Origin of the sequence: Streptomyces lothianensis (assembly GCF_047779955.1) — a bacterium.
In the GTDB taxonomy this organism is placed as follows: Bacteria; Actinomycetota; Actinomycetes; order Streptomycetales; family Streptomycetaceae; genus Streptomyces.
This window is the reverse complement of record NZ_JBLMKT010000074.1, coordinates 14,802-34,364: the sequence shown is the minus strand read 5'-3', so window position 1 is coordinate 34,364 and position 19,563 is coordinate 14,802. Positions and strand designations below refer to the sequence as shown.

Annotated in this window: 16 protein-coding genes; 4 read left to right on the top strand and 12 right to left on the bottom strand. The window is 72.3% G+C overall.

The genetic code is table 11. From position 1 onward, the window contains the following. Positions 1-71: 71 nt before the first annotated feature. Genes ACLF6P_RS25895 through ACLF6P_RS25885 form a run of 3 tightly spaced genes read right to left on the bottom strand, consistent with a single transcriptional unit; the run spans position 72 to position 3,532 of the window. Positions 72-1,709, bottom strand: a complete 1,638-nt coding sequence (locus ACLF6P_RS25895; protein WP_415953411.1) for an acyl-CoA synthetase — start codon at positions 1,707-1,709, stop codon at positions 72-74. A 10-nt stretch (positions 1,710-1,719) separates the two neighbouring features. Beyond that, positions 1,720-2,619, bottom strand: a complete 900-nt coding sequence (locus tag ACLF6P_RS25890) for an amidohydrolase family protein (protein WP_415953410.1) — start codon at positions 2,617-2,619, stop codon at positions 1,720-1,722. Between the two features lies 1 nt (position 2,620). Beyond that, the gene (locus tag ACLF6P_RS25885) at positions 2,621-3,532 is read right to left on the bottom strand and encodes an SDR family oxidoreductase (RefSeq protein ID WP_415953409.1); all 912 of its coding nucleotides are present in this window, start codon (positions 3,530-3,532) and stop codon (positions 2,621-2,623) included. A gap of 136 nt (positions 3,533-3,668) precedes the next feature. Here ACLF6P_RS25885 and ACLF6P_RS25880 point away from each other — a divergent pair, with 136 nt between their 5' ends. Continuing rightward, positions 3,669-4,082, top strand: coding sequence for a MarR family winged helix-turn-helix transcriptional regulator (locus tag ACLF6P_RS25880; protein ID WP_415953408.1), 414 nt, complete (start codon positions 3,669-3,671; stop codon positions 4,080-4,082). Here ACLF6P_RS25880 and ACLF6P_RS25875 read toward each other — a convergent pair. Genes ACLF6P_RS25875 through ACLF6P_RS25855 form a run of 5 tightly spaced genes read right to left on the bottom strand, consistent with a single transcriptional unit; the run spans position 4,075 to position 9,431 of the window. Then, positions 4,075-4,899, bottom strand: coding sequence for an ABC transporter ATP-binding protein (locus ACLF6P_RS25875; protein WP_415953407.1), 825 nt, complete (start codon positions 4,897-4,899; stop codon positions 4,075-4,077). The genes ACLF6P_RS25880 and ACLF6P_RS25875 overlap by 8 nt on opposite strands. After that, positions 4,899-5,960, bottom strand: a complete 1,062-nt coding sequence (locus ACLF6P_RS25870; RefSeq protein ID WP_415953405.1) for an ABC transporter ATP-binding protein — start codon at positions 5,958-5,960, stop codon at positions 4,899-4,901. Before ACLF6P_RS25870 ends, ACLF6P_RS25875 begins: the two co-directional genes overlap by 1 nt. A gap of 5 nt (positions 5,961-5,965) precedes the next feature. Further along, positions 5,966-6,835: an ABC transporter permease gene (locus ACLF6P_RS25865; protein WP_415953404.1), complete on the bottom strand. Its 870-nt coding sequence runs from the start codon at positions 6,833-6,835 to the stop codon at positions 5,966-5,968. Continuing rightward, positions 6,832-7,785, bottom strand: a complete 954-nt coding sequence (locus ACLF6P_RS25860) for an ABC transporter permease (RefSeq protein ID WP_415953402.1) — start codon at positions 7,783-7,785, stop codon at positions 6,832-6,834. Before ACLF6P_RS25860 ends, ACLF6P_RS25865 begins: the two co-directional genes overlap by 4 nt. Continuing rightward, positions 7,782-9,431, bottom strand: a complete 1,650-nt coding sequence (locus tag ACLF6P_RS25855; RefSeq protein ID WP_415953400.1) for an ABC transporter substrate-binding protein — start codon at positions 9,429-9,431, stop codon at positions 7,782-7,784. Before ACLF6P_RS25855 ends, ACLF6P_RS25860 begins: the two co-directional genes overlap by 4 nt. Positions 9,432-9,571: 140 nt before the next feature. Here ACLF6P_RS25855 and ACLF6P_RS25850 point away from each other — a divergent pair, with 140 nt between their 5' ends. Beyond that, positions 9,572-10,732, top strand: a complete 1,161-nt coding sequence (locus ACLF6P_RS25850; RefSeq protein WP_415953399.1) for a LacI family DNA-binding transcriptional regulator — start codon at positions 9,572-9,574, stop codon at positions 10,730-10,732. 95 nt (positions 10,733-10,827) lie between these two features. Here ACLF6P_RS25850 and ACLF6P_RS25845 read toward each other — a convergent pair whose 3' ends face one another. Further along, complete coding sequence (locus ACLF6P_RS25845) at positions 10,828-12,462, bottom strand: amidohydrolase (RefSeq protein WP_415953397.1); 1,635 nt, start codon at positions 12,460-12,462, stop codon at positions 10,828-10,830. A gap of 112 nt (positions 12,463-12,574) precedes the next feature. Here ACLF6P_RS25845 and ACLF6P_RS25840 point away from each other — a divergent pair, with 112 nt between their 5' ends. Next, positions 12,575-13,396, top strand: a complete 822-nt coding sequence (locus ACLF6P_RS25840) for a TetR/AcrR family transcriptional regulator (protein WP_415953396.1) — start codon at positions 12,575-12,577, stop codon at positions 13,394-13,396. Between the two features lie 129 nt (positions 13,397-13,525). Then, positions 13,526-14,920, top strand: coding sequence for an NAD(P)/FAD-dependent oxidoreductase (locus tag ACLF6P_RS25835; RefSeq protein ID WP_415953394.1), 1,395 nt, complete (start codon positions 13,526-13,528; stop codon positions 14,918-14,920). 56 nt (positions 14,921-14,976) lie between these two features. On the opposite strand, the gene fusA is transcribed toward ACLF6P_RS25835, so the two are convergent. The 3 genes from fusA to ACLF6P_RS25820 all read right to left on the bottom strand — a co-directional run bounded on the left by fusA (position 14,977) and on the right by ACLF6P_RS25820 (position 19,205). Further along, positions 14,977-16,980 (bottom strand): elongation factor G, encoded by a 2,004-nt coding sequence (fusA, locus tag ACLF6P_RS25830; RefSeq protein ID WP_415953393.1) that lies wholly within the window; start codon positions 16,978-16,980, stop codon positions 14,977-14,979. Positions 16,981-17,446: 466 nt separating this feature from the next. Next, positions 17,447-17,974 carry a hypothetical protein gene (locus tag ACLF6P_RS25825; RefSeq protein ID WP_415953391.1) on the bottom strand — a complete coding sequence of 176 codons (528 nt, stop codon included), beginning with the start codon at positions 17,972-17,974 and terminating at the stop codon, positions 17,447-17,449. Between the two features lie 103 nt (positions 17,975-18,077). Continuing rightward, positions 18,078-19,205, bottom strand: a complete 1,128-nt coding sequence (locus ACLF6P_RS25820; protein WP_415953389.1) for a mechanosensitive ion channel family protein — start codon at positions 19,203-19,205, stop codon at positions 18,078-18,080. Between the last annotated feature and the right edge of the window lie 358 nt (positions 19,206-19,563).

Genomic DNA, 19,563 nt, shown 5'->3' with positions numbered 1-19,563 from the left:
GGTACGAACAGGCTCCGGGAGGGCCTGTTCCGAGGGAAGTGGCTTGCACGTGGCGCTGGTTCGGATGGGGCCTATGCGCGTGGCGGGCCTTCGGGACGGTCCGCGTAGCGGTCGCGCACGGCCGGCTTGACGATCTTTCCGGAGGCCGTACGGGGCAAGGCGTCCGCGAAGACCACGGACTTGGGGATCTTGTACTTGGCGAGCCGGCCCCGGAGGTGGCCGATCAGCTCGTCCTCGTCGGCACGCGTACCGGGCCTCAGGACGACGACCGCACGGCCCGTCTCGCCCCAGACCGGGTCCGGCACCCCGATGACGGCACACTCGTCGACGGCGGGGTGGCCGAGCAGCACCTCCTCCACCTCGGCCGGGTAGACGTTCTCGCCGCCCGAGACGAACATGTCCTTCACGCGGTCGACGATGTACGCGTATCCGTCGGCGTCGAGCACGGCGACATCCCCCGTACGCAGCCAGCCGCCGTCGGTGAACGCTGCCTCCGTGGCCTCGGGCCGGTCCCAGTAGCCGGACATGAGGTGGGGACCCTGGACGAGGATCTCGCCGCGCTCCCCGGGGCGGGCTTCGCCGCCGTCGGGCCGTACCACGCGGGTGTCCGTGAAGAAGTGGGGCTTCCCGGCGGACCCGGCCTTGGCCGAGGCCTCGTCGCGGCCGAGGAAGAGGACACCCGGGGATGCCTCCGTCATGCCGTATCCCTGGCTGAACGCCAGGCCGCGGTCCAGGTACGCGGCGATGGTGCGCGCCGGGACCGGAGCGCCTCCGCAGTTGAGGGTGCGCAGGCTCGACAGGTCCGTGGTCGCCCAGCGGGGCCGGGCGGCCATCGCGTCGTACATCGTCGGTACGCCGAACATGTAGGTGACGCCCCGCCGTTCGACGGTCTCCAGGACCCGCTCGGCGTCGAAGGCGTCGTGCAGCACCACCTGACCGCCCTTCAGGAAGGTCGGCAGACAGGTCATGTTGAGGCCGGCGGTGTGGAACAGCGGGGCGACGACGAGGCTCACCTCGTCCGCGGCGAGGTCGGTGTCGACGAGGACGTTGAGGCTGTTCCAGACGATGTTGGCGTGGGAGAGCACGGCGCCCTTGGGGCGGCCCGTGGTCCCGGAGGTGTACATGATCATGCAGGGGTCGTCGGGGGCCACCGCCTCGTCCAGCGGCTCGGTCCCGGCGCCGGCCAGCAGTTCCTCGTATCCGAGCGAGCCGTCATCGGGCGCGTCGTCATCGGGCGCGTCGTCATCGGGCGAGCCGTCACCGGGCGAGCCGGCACCTGGCAGGCCGACGCCGGGCACGCGACCACCGTGCGTGGCGAGCGCGATCCGGTGCCGCACCACACCGGCCTCCTCGGCCGCGCCACGGGCGGCCTCGGCCTGTTCCGGCGCGTGTACGAGGAAGCCACAGCCGGAATCGACCAGGTTGTACGCCAGCTCCGGGGGTGCCAGCCGGGTGTTGAGCGGGACGAACACCGCCCCGAGCGCACCGGCGGCGAACAGCGTTTCCAGGAACGCCGGGTGGTTGGGCCCGAGGAACGCGATCCGGTCACCCCGCGTCATGCCCAGCTCCCGCAGGGCGTGGGCGAGGCGCAGGACACGCTCATGCAGCTCGCGGTAGGTCAGCGTGCGGTCCTCGTGGACGACTGCCACCCGGTCGGGGGTCCTGCGGGCCCGGCGGGCCGGCCAGGAGCCGATTCCTTGGTTCAGCACGGCGTCTCCTTCAGTCCGTGGTCAGACCGAGCAGGCGGGCGGCGTTCTCCTTGAGGATCCTCGGCCGGACTTCGGGCTTGATGTCGAGCTTCGCGAAGTCGGCTCGCCACCGGTCGGGCGTGATGACGGGATAGTCGGAACCGAAGAGGACCTTGTCCTTGAGCAGGCTGTTCGCGTAGCGCACGAGCTGCGGCGGGAAGTACTTCGGCGACCAGCCGGACAGGTCGATGTGTACCTGCGGCTTGTGGGTGGCCACCGCCAGCGCCTCGTCCTGCCAGGGGAACGAGGGATGGGCGAGGATGATCCGCAGCTCCGGGAAATCCACGGCGACATCGTCGACCAGCATCGGGTTCGAGTACCTCAGCCGGATGCCGCCGCCGCCCGGGACGCCCGCACCGATCCCGGTCTGACCGGTGTGGAACAGCGCGGGCACGCCGAGTTCCTCGATCGCCTCGTACAGCGGGTAGGCGAGTCGGTCGTTCGGGGCGAAGGCCTGGATGCTCGGGTGGAACTTGAACCCGCGCACCCCGTACTCCGTCACCAGCCGCCGCGCTTCCCGTACGCCCGCGCGGCCCTTGTGCGGATCGACACTGGCGAACGGGATCAGTACGTCCGGGTGGGCGGCGCAGCTCTCCGCGATCTCCTCGTTGGAGATGCGCGGATGGCCCGTGGCGTGCTCCGCGTCGACCGTGAACACCACCGCCGCCATGGCGCGTTCCCGGTAGTGGGCGGCCATCTCCTCGATCGTCGGCTGCCGGTGGCCGTGGGCCTTGAAGTACGCCTCGGAGGCCCCGAAGAGCTCGGGGCTCAGCGCCCCGTGGCCGTCCTTGGACATCTCGGCATGGGTGTGTACGTCGATGGCGGTCAACCGGTGCAGGTCGAGCGCGAGTTCGTATGCACGGTCGCTCATCTCAGGCCTCCGGGGCCTGCGGCGCGGGGATGCCGTAGGTCTCGGGTTCGGCGCCGATGCCGGCGGGCCACCGGTCGGCGATCGCCTCGGCGCTCCAGCCGCCGTCGGCGAAGTCGACCGCCTTCTCCTTGGGGTGCGCCCACAGGGCGAGGCGGTCGCCGCCGATGCCGATGGCCTGCCCGGTCACGTCCTTGGCGGCGTCGGAGGCCAGGAAGGTGACGAGCCCGGCGACGTCCTCGACGGTGCCGAGGCCCTCGCGCTTGCGCAGCCAGTCCGGCAGCGGGGTGCCGGTGCGCTCGGACTCCTCGATGGCCGGGGCGAAGGCCGGAATGGTCTTGGTCATCTCGGTGGCGGCTACGGGGACGACGGCGTTGACGGTGATGCCGGCGCGGCCCAGTTCCATGGCCCAGGTGCGGGCCATGGCGACGATGCCGGCCTTCGCGGCGGCGTAGTTTGTCTGGCCGAAGTTGCCGCGCTGTCCGGCGGGCGAGGAGACGAGGACGAGCCGTCCCCCGGTGCCCTGTTCCCGCATGCGGACCGCGGCCGCCCTGGCGCAGGTGAAGGTGCCGCGCAGATGGACCCGGACGACGTCGTCGAAGTCGTCGTCGGTCATCTTCCAGAGCACGCGGTCGCGCAGGATGCCCGCGTTGGTGACGAGCACGTCCAGGCGCCCGAACTCCCGTACGGCGGTGTCGACGAGCTCCTGCGCCGCCGCGCTGTTCCCGACGGCCGCGACCGCCCCGGCCGCCGTGCCCCCTTCGGCCCGGATGGCGGCGACGGCCGCGTCGACCGTCTCCCGGTCGACGTCGTTGACCACGACGGCGGCGCCGGCGGCGGCGAGGGCGCGCGCGTATCCGAGGCCGAGGCCGCGTCCGCTGCCGGTGACGACGGCGACTTTTCCGTGCAGGTCCATGGAGGGTGCCTCTCGTGAGCGAAGAAGGGATCGACAGGAATCCTGATGAATGAAGTCTTGATGATCAACAGGATTCCTGTCAATGGCCTAGGGTGTGTATTTCCCGGCCACCCGCCATCACCACAGGAGGACGAACGTGAGCACCTCACTGCTCTACCTGGTCAAGCGGACCGAACTGGCGGTGCGCGCCCGCCTGGAGGAGATGGTCCGCCCCGCGGGCATCACCGCCCTGCAGTACACGGCGCTCACCGTCCTGCAGCACCACGACGGGATCTCCGCGGCGCAGCTCGCCCGCGACTCCTTCGTCACCGCCCAGACGATGGCCGACATGGTCCGCGCCCTGGAGAGCCGCGGCCTGATCCACCGCGAACCCAACCCCGACAACCGCCGCGAGCGGCTCATCCTCCTCGCCGACGCGGGGAGACGGCTGCTCGACGAGTACGCCGAACCGGCCCGCGCGCTCGAGGAACGCATGGTCGCCGACCTGACCCCGGAGGAGATCGAGGCCTTCCGGCAGGCCCTGCACCACGCCTGGCGCGCCCTCACCTGAGCTCCGGCGTCCACCCGCGCCTCGGCACCGAGTCCAGGAGCAGCCGGGTGTACGGGTGTTCCGGCGCGTCGAGCACCTTCTCCACGGGGCCCGACTCCAGCACCGTGCCCGACCTGAGGACGAGCACCTCGTCCGCGATGTGCCGTACGACCGCCAGGTCATGGGTCACGAACACATAGCCGATCCCGGCCGCCGCGCGGATCTCGCGCAGCAGGTCGAGGATCTGCGCCTGGATGGACACGTCGAGCGCGGCGACCGCCTCGTCGAGTACCAGGACCCGGGGCTCGACCGCGAGGGCCCGCGCGATCGCCACGCGCTGGCGCTGCCCGCCCGACAGCGCGCGCGGCAGGGCGGCCGCCTCGCGGGCGCCGAGGCCCACCTGGTCGAGGAGCCGGGTGACCCGGGCGCTGCGGGCGGGGCCGTCGAGGCCGGTGTGCAGGCGGAGCACCTCGTCCAGGCAGCCGCTTACCGTGACCCGTGGATCGAGGGACAGATAGGGGTCCTGGAAGACCATCTGGATCTCCCGGGCCCGTGCGAGCCGTTCGGCCCGGCCGTGGACACGGGTTGAACGGTTCCGGCCGTCCAGACGGACGGTGCCGCCGTCCGCGCGCTCCAGGCCCACGAGCATCCGGACCGTCGTCGTCTTGCCGCTTCCGGACTCGCCCACGAGCGCGAGCGAGCCGCCCGGCGGCAGGGTGAACGACACCCCGTCGACGGCCGTGTGATCCCCGTACCGCTTGCGCAGGCTCTGGACCACCAGCCCCTCGGCCGCCTTCGCTCCGGCCGCCGGTTCGTCCCGCACCGGTTCTACGGTCATCACAGCGTGATTCCTTCCTCGGTGCGCAGGCAGGCGGCCGACCCGTCCCCGCACGGCGTGAGTTCGGGCCGCTCCCGGGAGCAGCGCGGCAGCGCGTGCGCGCAGCGTGCGGCGAAGGCGCAGCCGGTCGGGTCCTCGGCGAGCGAGACGGGCAGGCCCGGGATCGGCCGGGGCGCCGGCGCGCCCGGCTCGATGCGCGGGGTGCAGGCGAGCAGCCCCGCCGTGTACGGGTGCCGGGGGCGGTCGAAGAGCTCGTCCGTGGACCGGTTCTCGACGATCCGGCCGGCATACATCACGTACACCCGGTCGCAGACCGCCGAGGCCAGCTCCAGGTCGTGGGTGACGAAGAGCATGCCGGTGCCGCGCTCGGCCCGCAGCCGGGCCAGGATCGCGATGACCTCGGCCTGGGTGGTGACGTCGAGTGCGGTGGTCGGCTCGTCGGCGATGAGCAGGGCCGGTTCGGCGGCGAGAGCGGCCGCGATGACCACCCGCTGGAGCATGCCGCCCGACAGCTGGTGCGGGTGGCGGCGCAGCGTTCCGCGCGGGTCGCGGATGCCGACGGCGTCGAGGAGTTCCTCGGCGCGGGCGGTGGCGCGGTCGGCACGGGTGCCCGCGGCGCGCAGCCCTTCGGTGAGGAAGTCCCCCACGCGGCACAGCGGGTTCACACTGGCCCGCGGGTCCTGGAAGACCATGGCGACCTCGCGGGCCCGCAGCGCGGTGAGTTCTCGTGCGGGCAGGCTCAGTACGTCCCGCCCGGAGACGAGGACCCGTCCACTGGTGCGGGCGCCCCGGGGCAGCAGTCCCAGTGCGCTGCGGCAGGCGACCGACTTGCCGGAGCCGGATTCGCCGACCAGACCGACGGTCTCCCCGGGCCGTACGGTCAGGCTCACTCCGTCCAGGATCGGCCGGGCGGCCGCGTCACCGGGGAGCCGTACCCCCAGCCCGTCGATCTCCAGGACCGGTGATGCCGAAGCCGAAGCCGAAGCGGAGACCGAAGCGGAGGCCGAAGCGGAGGCCGAAGCGGAGTCGGCGGGGGAGGTCTTGCTCGATGGGGTGTTCATGGCGCTCACTTCTCCCGCCGCGCGATCCGGTCGGCGAGCCCCTCGCCGACGATGCCGAAGGCCACCACCGCGAGCACGATGCACACGGACGGCGCGAGCGCGGGCAGCATCGCGCCCTGCAGGACGGCGCCCTGGCCCTCGTTGATCATGGCGCCCCAGTCGGCGGCGGGCGGCTGCACGCCGAAGCCGAGGAAGGACAGCGCCGCCAGGTCCATCAGCGCGTACCCGAAGTTGATCGCGGACTGGGCGAGCACGGTCGGCGCGATGTTCGGCAGCAGGTGGCGCAGGCAGACCGTCCAGCCGGACCAGCCCTGCACCCGGTACGCCTCGACGTACGGCCGCGCCTTCTCCTGCCGCGCGAGGCCGCGTACGAGCCGGCCCGCGTACGGGGTGTACGCCACGGCCATGGCGATCACCGGCGCGGTCATGCCCGGGCCGGTGACCGACACCAGCAGGATCGCGAGCAGCAGGCCCGGGATCGCGAAGACGAGGTCCATCGAGCGGGACAGGACCGCGTCCGCCCAGCCGCCCCGCCACGCGGCCACCACGCCGATCACGGTGCCTAGCAGCGTGGACGCGCCGACCACGAGCAGCGGTCCGAGCAGCCCGGTGCGGGCGCCGTGCAGCAGCCGGGACAGGATGTCGCGCCCCGACTGGTCGGTGCCGAGCAGGTGTTCGCCGGAGGTGCCGACCAGGCTCGCCGACAGGTCGAGCGCCTCGGGGTCGTACGGGGAGAGCAGGGGAGCGAGCACGGCGACGAGGACGAGCACGGCGAGCACTGCGACCGAGACCGCGAACAGCGGTCCCTGGCCGAACAGGCGCAGTCCGCGCAGTCCCGGTCTGCGGTGCACCGCCGGGGCGAGGGTGGTGGTCATGCGTGGCCCTCCTCGGGGGAGAGACGTGGGTCGATGAGCGGGATGAGCAGATCGACCGCGAGGGTGACGAGGACGAAGGCCGTCACGCTGAGCAGCGTGATCGCCTGGACCACGGCGAAGTCCTGGGCGGTGACCGACTGCACGAGCAGTGAGCCGAGCCCCGGGACGTCGAAGGCCGACTCCACGATCGCGGTGTTCACGAGCAGCCCGGCGAGCATGGTGCCGCCGACCGTGACGACCGGGCCGAGCGCGTTGCGCAGCACGTGCCGACGGACCACGGTCCGTTCGGGCACCCCGCGGGCGCGCGCCACCTCGACGTGCTCGCGGCCGAGTTCGTCGAGCATCGCGGAGCGGGTGACGCGGGCGAGCAGGCCCGCGAAGGTCAGGGCGAGGGCGAAGGCGGGCAGGGTCAGCTGGTGGAACCGGGCGCCGAGTCCCTCAGCCGCGCCGCCGCCCGGACCCGGGAACCAGCCGAGCTGCACCGAGAAGACCGAGACGAGCGCGATCGCGGAGACGAAGGAGGGCGTGGCGGTGGCCATGCCCGTGCCGATCAGCACGGCCCGGTCGAGCGGTCCACGGCGCAGCGCGGCGACGATCCCCGCGCCGACGCCGAGGACGGCGACGAGCAGGGCGGCGTAGCCGACGAGCAGGGCGGTGCCGGGCAGCCGGGAGCCGAGCAGTGCGGTCACGTCCTGGTGGTACTGGGCGGAACGCCCGAGGTCGCCGCTGAGGACGTCGCCGAGCCAGCTGACGTAGCGGACGGCGATCGGGTCGTCGAGGTGGTGCTCGGCCCGGAGCGCGGCCACGGTCTCGGGGGTCGCGGGCCTGCCGTGCAGCAGCAGGCTCACCGGGTCGCCGGGGGCGAGATGGATGGTGCCGAAGACCACGACGGAGGTCACGAGCAGCACCGTCACGAGCCCCAGGAGCCGTCCGAGGAGGAAACGGGTCATTTCCGTGCGGCCCCGATCGTCGCGGCCCACGGGTAGTAGAGCTGGGCGATGCCGGTCGGCGCTCCGGTGATCCGCTTGCTCAGGAAGACCGAGTAGGGCGCCTCGTAGAGCGGGATGACGGGCAGTTCGTCGAGCGCGATCCGCTGCAGCTCAGCGGTGAGCTCGGCGCGCTTCGCCGCGTCGTACTCGGCGTTGGCCTGGTCGAAGGCCGCGTCGTACTCGGCGTTCGACCAGTTGCCGTAGTTCCCGAAGTCGCCGGTGCGCAGGTACTGGTAGAACTCCAGCGGGTCCGGGGTGTTGTCGTAGCCGTTGGTGATGACCAGGTCCAGGCCCTTGCGCGCGGCGGGGTCGACGAAGATGCCGCTGTACGCGTCCGGGGAGACGGGCTTGAGGCGGACGTCGAGGCTTATCTCGCGGCCCGCGGCCTGCACGGCGTTGGCGACGACACTGATCTCGGGGGCGAGCGAACTGGTCGCGAGGGTGATGGTGCGGCCGGAGGCGCCGGCCTCCTCGATGAGCTTCTTCGCGCCCTCGATGTCGTACGCGGGCTCGGGCAGGGCGTCGAAGACGGCTTCGGTCTTCTCGGGGGCGAGCGCCCAGGCGCCCCGGGCTGCGGGGGCCTTGGCGGGTTCGCCGATCCCGCCGGCCGCCGCCTTGACGATGTTCTTCCGGTCGAGGGCCATGGACAGGGCTCTGCGCACCCGGAGGTCGCCCAGCGGGCCGTCGAAGTCGAGGACGGCGAGGTTCGCGGCGGCGGTGTTGGGGCCGAAGTGGACGGTGCCCTTGCTGCTGCTGCGGAGCTGGGCGAGCGAGGAGGAAGGCACCATGTAGCCGCCGTCGGCGGTGCCGGAGAGGAAGGCGTTGGCGCGGGCGGCCGCGTCCTCGATGAACGTGAACTTCACGGACTGCGACTTCGCCTCGAGCTGCTTGTCCCAGTACGCGGTGTGCTTCTTGAGCGTGATGCTGTCGCCCTGGGCCCAGGTGTCCAGGGCGTACGGGCCGGTGCAGTTCAGCTTGCCCTTGGGCGTGCCGTAGTCCTCGCCGGCCGCGGCGAGCGAGGCGGCGCTGACGACGGTGCCGGGCGAGGCCGCAAGCAGCTCGTGGAAGAGGACGTCGGGCTTGGAGAGGCGGATCGTCACCTCCAGCGGCCCGGACTTCTCGATCGAGTCGACGTTCTTGAAGGCGGAGCCCCAGGGTGAACCGGTGGCCGGGTCCGTCTGCCGCCTCAGGGAGGCGACGACATCGTCCGCGGTCATCGTGGAGCCGTCGTGGAAACGGACGTCCGGGCGCAGGGTGTAGACGAGCGTGCGCGGGTCGGGCCGCTCCCACTTCTGCGCCAGTCCGGGCTCGATCCTCAGCTCGGGGGTGACCCGCAGCAGCTGCTCGCAGACGTTCGCGAGGACGGTGTTGGGCGGGTAGTCGTACGCGAGGGCGTAGTCGAGGGTGTACGGCTCGGCGTACAGCGACCAGGTGAAGGAGTCGAGCGTCCCCTGTGCGGGCGGCGAGGTCGGGGTGACCTCGTAGTCGGCGCCGCCGTCGGCATCGGCTCCGGGCCGGGTGGCGCCGGAGCAGGCGGTGAGGGAGACGGCGAGGGAGACAGCGAGCGCGGCCGTACCGGCGTACCTGGCGAATCTGGGTGAAGGCATGCAGAGTCACCCCTTTGCGGGCGTTGTGGCTGGTGCTGGGGATGGAGCGAGTATGGGTGCGGGAACGTTCCCGCACAAGACTTCCCGGGACTTCGCGGGAACGGTTTTGCAGAGGTGAGGAGGGTGGCAGCATCGCTGACATGACCGAAGCTTCAGAGCACAGCACGACGGCGGGCAGCACGACGGCGGTCGGCGCGACGGCAGGCGGCGCGACCGCAGGCAGTACGACCGCAGGCAGTACGACCGCGGGCAGCGCGGCGCCCCCGGTGCGTCAGGGGCGGCCCGCCCCGCCCGCCCCGAGGATCCGCCTCGTCGACGTGGCCCGTGAGGCCGGCCTGTCCAAGACCACCGTCTCGGCCGCGCTCAACGGCACCGGCAGACTCTCCCCGGCCGTACGGGAGAAGGCCCGCGAGACCGCGCGCCGCATGGGCTACCGGCCCAACGCCACCGCACGCCAACTGCGCGCGGGACGAGCCCGGCTGATCGGATACGTGGTCGGTGAACTGGCCGACGCCCCCTGGCGGTTCCTGGAGTCGCCGTACTTCGCACGGCTCACCGGGGCCACCGCCGCCACCGCGCTCGAACGCGGCTACGCGTTGGTGCTGCTGCCCGCGGGCTCCCTGCACAGCGAGTGGGCCGAACTGCCCCTGGACGCGGTGGTCGTCGCCGACCCCGTCGCCGACGACCGGATCGTCGAGGACCTCCTCGCGGCCCGTATCCCGGTCTTCAGCGACCGGACCGTTCAGGGCAGGCCCGGGGCGCACTGGGTGGATGTCGACGCGGAGGCCGCCGTTCAGCTGGCTCTGGACCACTTCCTGGCCGAGGGCGCACGGCGGCCCGCGCTGGTCCTGCCCGACAGCACCACCCGCTTCCACCGCGAGGTGTTCGCCTCCCATCACGACTGGTGTGCCGCACACGGGCTCCCCGAACTGGCCGTACAGGTCGCGGAGCCCGGCAACGGGCCGGTGATCGAGGCCGTCGAGAGGGCCCTGACGGCCGGGCCGGAGCGCCCCGACGCCCTCCTCGTGGTCGCCGAGGCCAGCCCGCCGCTCGTCCTGGACGCCGCCCGCCGCCATGGCCACGACGTCCCCGGCAGCCTGCTCCTCGCCTGTGTCAGCGAGGACGAGACCGCCGTGCACACCGATCCGCCGGTGACGACACTGAGCCTGCGCCCGGACGCGGTCGCGGAAGCCGGCATCGAACTGCTCGTGTCCGTCCTCGAACACGGCCGGCAGGAGACCGGCGGTGCGCTCGTGCCGGTCCGGCTCGACGTCCGCGCCTCTTCCCGGCGGCCGTCGTAGGACGAGCTGCGCCTGACGGCTGCCGTAGGGGTGGCTCCCGCACAGGCGGCTCCCGTGTGGGCCACTTCCGCAGGCGCGGCTGCCGTAGGACACGCTCATCGCGCGTGGACGAGTTCGCCGCCCACGTACGTGCGTTCCACCCCGGCCGCCGCGATCTCCTCCTCCGGCGCCGCCAGGATGTCCCGGTCCAGCACCACGAGGTCGGCGAGTCGGCCCGGAAGCAGGCTGCCGGCGTCGTCGTGGCCGTTCACATGGGCGGCACCCGCGGTGTAGGCGGCCAGTGCGGTCAGCGGGTCGATGCGCTGTTCGGGCAGGAACACCCGCTCGTCCGCGGACCCGGGCTCCCGCCGGTTCACCGCGACATGGATCCCCGCGAGCGGGTCGGGGCTGGAGACCGGCCAGTCGCTGCCCGCCGCCAGGGTGGCCCCGGCCCGCAGCAGGCCGCCGAACGGGTACTGCCAGGCGGCACGTCGCGGGCCGAGGAAGGGGATGGTCAGTTCGTCCATCTGCGGTTCGTGTGCCGCCCACAGCGGCTGGATGTTCGCGACGGCGCCGAGCTCCGCGAAGCGGGGCAGGTCGTCGGGGTGCACCACCTGGAGATGGGCCAGGTGGTGGCGGTTGCCGCGTCGCCCGTTGGCGGCCACGGCGGCCTCCACCGCGTCAAGCGCCTCCCGTACGGCCCGGTCGCCGAGCGCGTGGAAGTGCACCTGGAAGTCCAGCGCGTCCAGCTGCGTGACGTAGCCGCGCAGCGCCTCGGGATCGACGAAACTGAGACCCGTATTGGCCGTGGCGCAGCCGCATCCGTCCAGGTACGGGGCGGTCATCGCGGCCGTGAAGTTCTCCGCGATCCCGTCCTGCATGATCTTCACCGATCCGGCCCGGAACCGGCCGTGCGTCAACTCCTTTCGGCGGGCGACGAGTCCGGGTATCTGCTCGTCGCCCCGGTCACGGTCCCACCACAGGGCTCCGGTCACCCGGGCGGTCAGCGAACCGTCCCGCGCCGCCGTCAGATATGCGTCCGAGGGGTCCGGCATGCCGTTGAACGAGCCGAGCAGCGCGTCCTGCCACCCCGTGATGCCCAGAGAGTGCAGCAGCCGCTGTGCCCGCAGCAGGCCCGCGATCCGGTCCCGTGGCGTGCTCGGCGGCACGAGGCGGGCGACAAGGCCGGTCGCGCCTTCCTGGAGCGTCCCGTTCGGTGTGCCGTCCGCCTCCCGTTCGATCCGTCCGTCACCCGGGTCCGCGGTGTCCGCGCCGATCCCGGCGAGTTCCAGGGCCCTGGTGTTGACCCAGGCGCCGTGGTGGTCCCGGTTCGAAAGGAGTACCGGGCGGTCCGGCACGACCGAGTCGAGCAGCTGCCGGGTCGGCAGCCCCCCGGCGAAGCACTCCATCGACCAGCCGCCGCCGGTGATCCACTCCCGGTCCGGGTGCGCCTCGGCATAGGTCCGGACCCGCCGCAGGCAGTCCTCGACACCCGTGGCCTCGGTCAGGTCGCACTCCGCCAACTCGACGCCGCCGCCCACCGCGTGGACGTGTGCGTCCTGGAACCCGGGCAGCAGCAGCCTGCCCGTCAGGTCGACGACCTCGGTGCCGGGGCCGATCAGCTCCCGCACCTCGTCGTGGCCTACGGCCGTGATCCGCTCACCGGTGACCGCGAGCGAACTCGCCCGCGTCCGGGCCGGATCCATCGTGAGGACGGGGCCGTTGGTGAAGACCAGATCGGCGTGGGGCATGCGGCGGCTCCCTCTGCGTACGGACGCGCCGGCGGGCGCTGGACGGGTGATGGGCGTCATCGAAGCCCGCGGGCCGTTTACACGTCAATGGTGTTGACGTAAGGTCCCGGCCATGTCAGCCACACCGGACAGGTCAGCACCACCGGACAGGTCAGCCGCACCGGCCGTGTCGGCCACACCGGACGGCCCGGTCACGCCGGGCAGTCCCGTAACTCCGGAACGCGTAGCTCCGGAACGCGTAGTACCTGAAGGCGGCCGGAGGCGCCGCCGCCCGACCAAGCAGGGGGCCGTACTCTCCGAACGGCTCATCGTCGACACGGCGCTGCGCCTGGTCGCGGAGCACGGCGCCGACGCCCTCTCGGTCCGGAGACTCGGTGCAGCTCTGGGTGCCGACCCCAGCGCCCTCTACCGCTACTTCCGCAACACCGACGCCCTGCTCCTCGCGCTCGCCGACGAGCTCATCGGCCGCGCGCAGGAGGGCTGGGAGGCCACCGGGGACTGGCGGGCGGACCTGCGCTCGATGGGTCTGCGCATCCACTCCTCCTACCTGTCCCAGCCGCAGGCGGCCCTGCTCGCCGCGCACCGCACCACAGGGCGTCGGCACGAGACCCGGGCCGTCGAGACGATCCTCGGCATCCTGCGCGACGGCGGCTTCCCCGACGCGCTCGCCGTGCGGATCTACCACGCCTTCGTCGACCAGGCCCTCGCCTTCGCCGCCCAGGACGCCGCCGCCTCGGCCCTTCCGCGGGCCGCGGCGGTCGCCGACGCCGAGGTCTGGCACGCGGTCTACGGGCGCCTCCCCGCCGACACCCACCCGAACATCGCGGCCACGTACGGGTTCCTGGCCGCCGACATGCGCGACAGCGGCTACCCCTTCGCCCTGGAACTGATGCTCACGGCGGTCGAGGCCCTGCATCCGGCGGCGCGGCGGTAGCTCCCTCGGGTCAGGCCTTCCTCACCTTATGTCAACACCATTGACCAGCCTGTCCGCGGCCGGTTCTCATGGGCGGCACCTCGGACGAAGCCCCGCGCCCGGCTTCTCCCGCCACCCGAAGGAAGACCCATGGACCCCCTGCTCTCGCTCCGGGACGCCGCCTCGACCCCGTTCTGGCTGGACGACCCGCGCCGCCCGCCGGCCGCCCCGACCCTGGTCGGCCCCACCACCTGTGACCTGCTCGTCGTCGGCGGCGGCTACTGCGGCCTGTGGACCGCCCTCGTCGCCAAGGAGCGCGACCCCTCGGCCGACGTCGTCCTGGTCGAGGCCGATGCCTGCGGCGGCGCCGCCTCCGGGCGCAACGGCGGCTTCTGCGAGTCGAGCCTCACCCACGGGCTCGCGAACGGCCTCGCCCGCTGGCCCGAGGAGATCGGCACCCTGGAACGCCTCGGCCGCGAGAACCTCCAGGCCATCGAGGACACCCTCGCGCGCCACGCCGTCGACTGCGACTGGGAGCGCACGGGTTCCCTCGTCGTCGCCACCGAGCCCCACCAGGTCGACTGGCTCGCCGAAGAGGCCGAGACGGCCGCCCGGTACGGGGCGAGCACCACCCTGCTCGATGCCGAAGCCGTCCGCGCCGAGATCGACTCGCCGGCCTTTCTCGGCGCCGTCTGGAACAAGAGCGACATCGCCATGGTCAACCCGGCGCGCCTGGCCTGGGGACTCAAGCGCGCCTGCCTCGACCTCGGCGTCCGCATCCACGAGCGCACCCCGGCGCTCCGTCTGGACGAGCACGGCACGGCCGTCCACGTCCGCACCCCCTACGGGCGGGTCGCCGCCCGCCGCGTCGCCCTCGCCACCAACGCCTACCCCTCCCTGATCCGCCGTCACCGCCGCTACACCGTGCCCGTGTACGACTACGCGCTCATGACCGAGCCGCTCAGCGAACAGCAGCTCGCCTCGGTCGGCTGGCGCAACCGGCAGGGCTGGGCCGATCCCGCCAACCAGTTCCACTACGTGCGGCTCTCCGCCGATCACCGCATCCTGTGGGGCGGCTACGACATCGTGTACCGCTACGGCGGCGGCGTCCGCGCCGAGCACGACCGGCGCCCCGAGACCTACGCCACGCTCGCGCGCCACTTCTTCGCCACCTTCCCGCAACTGGAAGGCATCCGCTTCAGCCACGTCTGGGGCGGCGCCATCGACACCAGCACCCGCTTCTGCGTCTTCTTCGACACCGCCCACCACGGCAAGGTCGCCTACGCCGCGGGCTTCACCGGACTGGGCGTGGGCGCCACCCGCTTCGGCGCCGAGGTGATGCTCGATCTGCTGGCCGGCGCACGTACCGAGCGCACGGCCCTCGACTTCGTACGACGCAAACCGCTGCCCTTCCCGCCCGAGCCCCTCCGCTCCCTCGGCATCGGCATCACCCAGCGCTCCCTCGCCCGCGCCGACCGCAACGAGGGCCGCCGGAACCTGTGGCTGCGCTCCCTGGACCGTTTCGGCCTCGGCTTCGGCAGCTGAGGCCGCCGGAAGCCGGAGCCTGGCCCTCTCCCCGTACGAGGGGAGAGGGCCAGGCGCTACGCGGGATCGGGCGCCGGTGCGTAGCCCAGCGGCCGGGCGGTGAACGCACCACGGCCCTGCGTCCGGCTGCGCAGCCGCGTCGCGTAGCCGAAGAGCTCCGCGAGCGGGACGGTGGCGGTCACCACCGCCGTGCCCGTACGGCTCTCCGAGCCGCGGACCCGGCCGCGGCGCGCCGCCAGATCGCCGAGCACGCCGCCGACCGAGTCCTCGGGCACCGTCACGGTGACCTCGACGACCGGTTCGAGCAGCCTCATCCGGCAGGCCCGCAGCGCCTCGCGCAGGGCGAAGCGGCCCGCGGTGCGGAACGCCATCTCCGAGGAGTCCTTGACATGGGTCGCCCCGTCGCTCAGCGTGACGGACAGCCCCGTCACCGGGTGCCCGCCCAGGGGACCCTCGGCGAGCGCGTCCCGGCAGCCCGCCTCGACCGCCCGCACGTACTCCTGCGGCACCCGGCCGCCCACGACCGCGGAGGCGAAGGCGAAATCCTCCTCCGACGGCCGCACGTCGAGCACGACCTGCGCGAACTGGCCCGCGCCGCCGTCCTGTTTGACATGGCGGTACGTGAAGGAGCCGACCCCTTCCGCCACCGTCTCGCGGTAGGTGACGCGCGGGCGGCCCACCGACACCTGAAGGGACTGCTCGCGGCGCAGCTTCTCCACCGCCACCTCCAGATGCAGTTCACCCATGCCGGACAGCACGGTCTGGCCCGTCTCCTCGTCGGTGCGCACGCCGAGCGAGGGATCCTCCTCGACGAGGCGCACCAGCGCCGCGGCGAGCCGGCCGCTGTCCGCCCGGCGCACCGCCTCGACCGCCACCGAGACCACGGGGTCGGCGACCGGGGGCGGTTCGAACCGGACGGGCGCACCGGGCGTGCACAGCGTGGTGCCGACGCGCGCGGACTTCAGGCCCACGAGTGCGACGATGTCGCCCGCCACCGCGCGATCCACATCCGTGTGCCGGTCCGCCTGGACGCGCAGGATGCGGCCCACGCGCTCGGTGCGGCCGGTGACGGCGTCGAGCACGGTGTCCCCCTTCCGCAGTGTTCCCGAATACAGCCGCAGGAAGGTCCTGCGGCCGGTCGCCGTCGACTGCACCTTGAACGCGAGCCCGGCGAACGGGCCCTGCGGATCGGCCTGCCCCTGTGCCGCCACGTCCAGCGGCGACGGCAGATACGCCACCACCGCGTCCAGCAGCGGCTCCACGCCGAGGTTGCGGTACGCGGCGCCGCACAGGACCACGACACCGTCCCCGGCGGTGGTGATCTCCCGCAGCGCGCCGCGCAGCGTCCGCTCGGACAGCGTCCCGGAGGCACAGAACTCCTCCAGGGCGCCCGCGTGCAGCTCCGCCACCGCCTCGTCGAGCAGCCTTCGCCTGCGCGCCGCCTCGGAGCGCAGCCCCTCGGGCACGTCCTCCTCGGTGCAGCGCTCATCGCGCCAGGACAGCGCCCGCATCCGAACCAGATCCACCACACCGCGGAAGCCGTCCTCGTGCCCGATCGGCAGCTGCACCACGAGTGGCACGACTCCCAGACGCGTACGGATCGACTCGACCGCCGCGTCCAGTTCGGCGCCCGCGCGATCCAGCTTGTTCACGAAGGCGATCCGCGGCACGCCGTGCCGGTCGGCCTGCCGCCATACCGACTCGCTCTGCGGCTCCACGCCCGCGACCGCGTCGAAGACCGCGATCGCACCGTCGAGCACCCGCAGCGAACGCTCCACCTCGTCGGCGAAGTCGACATGGCCCGGGGTGTCGATCAGATTGACCCGATGGCCGTCCCAGTCGCAGCTGACGGCCGCCGCGAAGATGGTGATGCCGCGGTCGCGCTCCTGGGAGTCGAAGTCCGTGACGGTGGTGCCGTCGTGGACCTCACCGCGCTTGTGCACGGCACCGGTCAGGAAGAGCATCCGCTCGGTGACGGTGGTCTTGCCCGCGTCGACATGGGCGAGGATGCCCAGATTGCGCACGGTGGCGAGGGGGTTCGTGGTGAGACGGGTACGCATGGCCGATGGCCTTTCGGAAGCTTCCGGAAGTGGTCGGCGCGATTCACCGTGACCGGGCGGAGGCGGACGCATGTCTGCCTGGGCGCGTCCGTGCTCCGCGGGGAGTGCTACGCCACGGTGTTCCGGTACGGGCCGCGCAGCCTGCACCGGAGGGGCGAGGACACGAGCATGACCTCGAAGCCGTACGAGGAGACGGCGCACACGGTGTGCTCACGCATGCTCGTCTCCTTCCCGAGTGGGCCGGTGTGGCCCTGTGTTGTGCCGTGACCCGTCCGAAGTCGCGGTGCCGGCACGGCTTTCCGTGGCGATCACAGGTGAGTGTAGGGAGCCGGGCGGGCGGGGGCATCCGATTAACCGCAAGGAGGGGCGATCAACGCGGGGAGGCGTTCGACGCAGGGAGGCGTTGAACGCAGGAGGGGGGCCGTCGACGACGACGGCCCCCCTCCTCACGTACGACGCACGCTGTTCACTCCTCGAAGTACGCGTCCAGCGCCACGTCGAGTTCGCCCGACCAGCGGGTCAGGGTGGCGCGGTCGGGGGCCTGGACCTCGTTGGGGTACCAGCGCTCGCCCTTGGTGTGCACCGTCACCGTGAGGCGCTTGGCGAAGCGGGGCGTGGAGTGCTCGACCGCGACGACCTCGTCCCAGGTGAAGTCCGTGGCCTGGTCGTCGAGCGTGAAGCCGATGCCTTCGGCGTTCACGGTGATGGCGCCGCGGTGGTCGCGGGCCTCGAAGGCGGGGCGCTTGCCGCTGTCCTCGGTCTCGTCGGATGCGTCGGATGCCGGGGCCTCGGTGTCCGATGCAGCCGTTCCGGTCTGCTCGGTCTCCTCGGCGGACTCCTCCGCGGCTCGCCCCGAAGCCGCCGAAGCCTTCGCAGCCTCCGAATCCTCCGCCTCCCCGGCCCGCCCGCCCGGCGTGATCCCCGGGATGAGGCCTGGATCCATCGAGGCGGCCGTGTGCAGGGGAGAGTCCTTCTTTCCTATGCGCTGATCCACGGTTGCCTTTCCTGCGATGCTCACTACTGGCCGCTCTCTGCTCTCGGTGCGCAGTATGGCCGACAAAACTGTGCCGGCCCAGTCGGGTAGGGGTCCGGCACGGTCACATGGGGCCCGGTTGCGGCACCGGACCGGCCGGCCGCAGCGAGCCGAGCTCCGGCGAGGCATCGCGCTGCTGCGGAAGCACAGCCGAGGGGCCGGGCCCGGAAGGGTGCAGGGTGACCGTACGGGCGGGGGCGGGGATCCGGATGCCCTCCGCCCGGAAGCGGCCGTGCAGCCGCTTGATGAACTCGTGCTTGAGCCGGTACTGGTCGCTGAACTCGCCCGCTCCCAGGATCACCGTGAAGTTGATGCGGGAGTCACCGAAGGTGTGGAAGCGCACGGCCGCCTCGTGTTCCTCGACGCCGCCGTCGACCTCGGCCATCACCTCGTCCACGACCTCCATCGTGACCCGCTCGACGTGGTCGAGATCACTGTCGTAGGCCACCCCGGCCTGCACGAGGACCGTCATCCGCTGCTCGGGCCGGGTGTAGTTGGTCATGTTGGCGGAGGACAGCTGGGCGTTGGGGATGATGACCAGGTTGTTGCTGAGGTTGCGGACCACGGTGTTGCGCCAGTTGATGTCGACGACGTAGCCCTCCTCGCCGCTGCTGAGCCGGATGTAGTCGCCCGGCTGGATCGTCTTCGAGGCGAGGATGTGCACCCCGGCGAAGAGGTTGGCGAGCGTGTCCTGCAGCGCGAGGGCGATCGCGAGCCCGCCGACGCCGAGCGCGGTGATCAGAGGCGCGACCGAGATGCCCATGGTCTGCAGGATCACCAGGGCGCCCATCGCGAACACCACGACCCGCGAGATGTTCACGAAGATGGTGGCCGTACCGGCGACTCCGGTCCTGGCCTGGGTGTACGCCTTGATCAGGGCGGCGATCACCCGGGTCGCGGTGAGCGTGGCGAAGAGGATCAGGGCCGCGGTGAGGGACTGCGTGACGATCCCGCGTACCCGGTCGGTGAGCGGCAACGCCATCGCACCGACCGCCGCGCCGGCGATGGTTGCGGCCCATGGCACGAGGTGGCGCAGCGCGTCGACGAGGACGTCGTCGCCGCTCCACGCGGTGCGCTTGGCGTGCTTGCCGAGCCAGCGCATCGTGAGGCGGAGCAGCAGGCCCGCGACGATGCCGGCGGCGAGGGCGATGCCGGCCACGAGCCAGTCGTTCCAGGTGACCTCGGACCTCACCGGTGTACCTCCAGGCGGGAGTCGCAGGCGAACCTGCGTGCGAGTGCGAAACAGGCGACATCCTGCCGCATGGAGGAGGGGCTCGGGCACCGGACCCCGTCGCAGTGAAGGAGAGGTTCCGGCACCGGTCGCCCCACAAGTGCCGTCGGCAGCCCACGTGTCCACGGGGTGTCGGGGGAGCGGGGTGGGAGAAGAGAGGGCGGCCGACACCCCCGGCACCGGGCGCTCCGCTGGCCCGCGGCCCGCAGGACGGGGCGGGAGGGGGAGCGCGGAGAGACGCCCGGGCGGGGCGCTTCGGCCGGCTGGCTCACCGACAAGCCAGCCGGCCGAGTTCGTGATGTACGCCCGCGGACCGCTC

Coding starts and splice junctions, on each gene's coding strand:
- ACLF6P_RS25890 (WP_415953410.1), bottom strand. CDS start 2,619: ATGAGCGACCGTGCATACGAACTCGCGCTCGACCTGCACCGGTTGACC.
- ACLF6P_RS25885 (WP_415953409.1), bottom strand. CDS start 3,532: ATGGACCTGCACGGAAAAGTCGCCGTCGTCACCGGCAGCGGACGCGGC.
- ACLF6P_RS25875 (WP_415953407.1), bottom strand. CDS start 4,899: ATGACCGTAGAACCGGTGCGGGACGAACCGGCGGCCGGAGCGAAGGCG.
- ACLF6P_RS25870 (WP_415953405.1), bottom strand. CDS start 5,960: ATGAACACCCCATCGAGCAAGACCTCCCCCGCCGACTCCGCTTCGGCC.
- ACLF6P_RS25865 (WP_415953404.1), bottom strand. CDS start 6,835: ATGACCACCACCCTCGCCCCGGCGGTGCACCGCAGACCGGGACTGCGC.
- ACLF6P_RS25860 (WP_415953402.1), bottom strand. CDS start 7,785: ATGACCCGTTTCCTCCTCGGACGGCTCCTGGGGCTCGTGACGGTGCTG.
- ACLF6P_RS25855 (WP_415953400.1), bottom strand. CDS start 9,431: ATGCCTTCACCCAGATTCGCCAGGTACGCCGGTACGGCCGCGCTCGCT.
- ACLF6P_RS25850 (WP_415953399.1), top strand. CDS start 9,572: ATGACCGAAGCTTCAGAGCACAGCACGACGGCGGGCAGCACGACGGCG.
- ACLF6P_RS25845 (WP_415953397.1), bottom strand. CDS start 12,462: ATGCCCCACGCCGATCTGGTCTTCACCAACGGCCCCGTCCTCACGATG.
- ACLF6P_RS25840 (WP_415953396.1), top strand. CDS start 12,575: ATGTCAGCCACACCGGACAGGTCAGCACCACCGGACAGGTCAGCCGCA.
- ACLF6P_RS25835 (WP_415953394.1), top strand. CDS start 13,526: ATGGACCCCCTGCTCTCGCTCCGGGACGCCGCCTCGACCCCGTTCTGG.
- fusA (WP_415953393.1), bottom strand. CDS start 16,980: ATGCGTACCCGTCTCACCACGAACCCCCTCGCCACCGTGCGCAATCTG.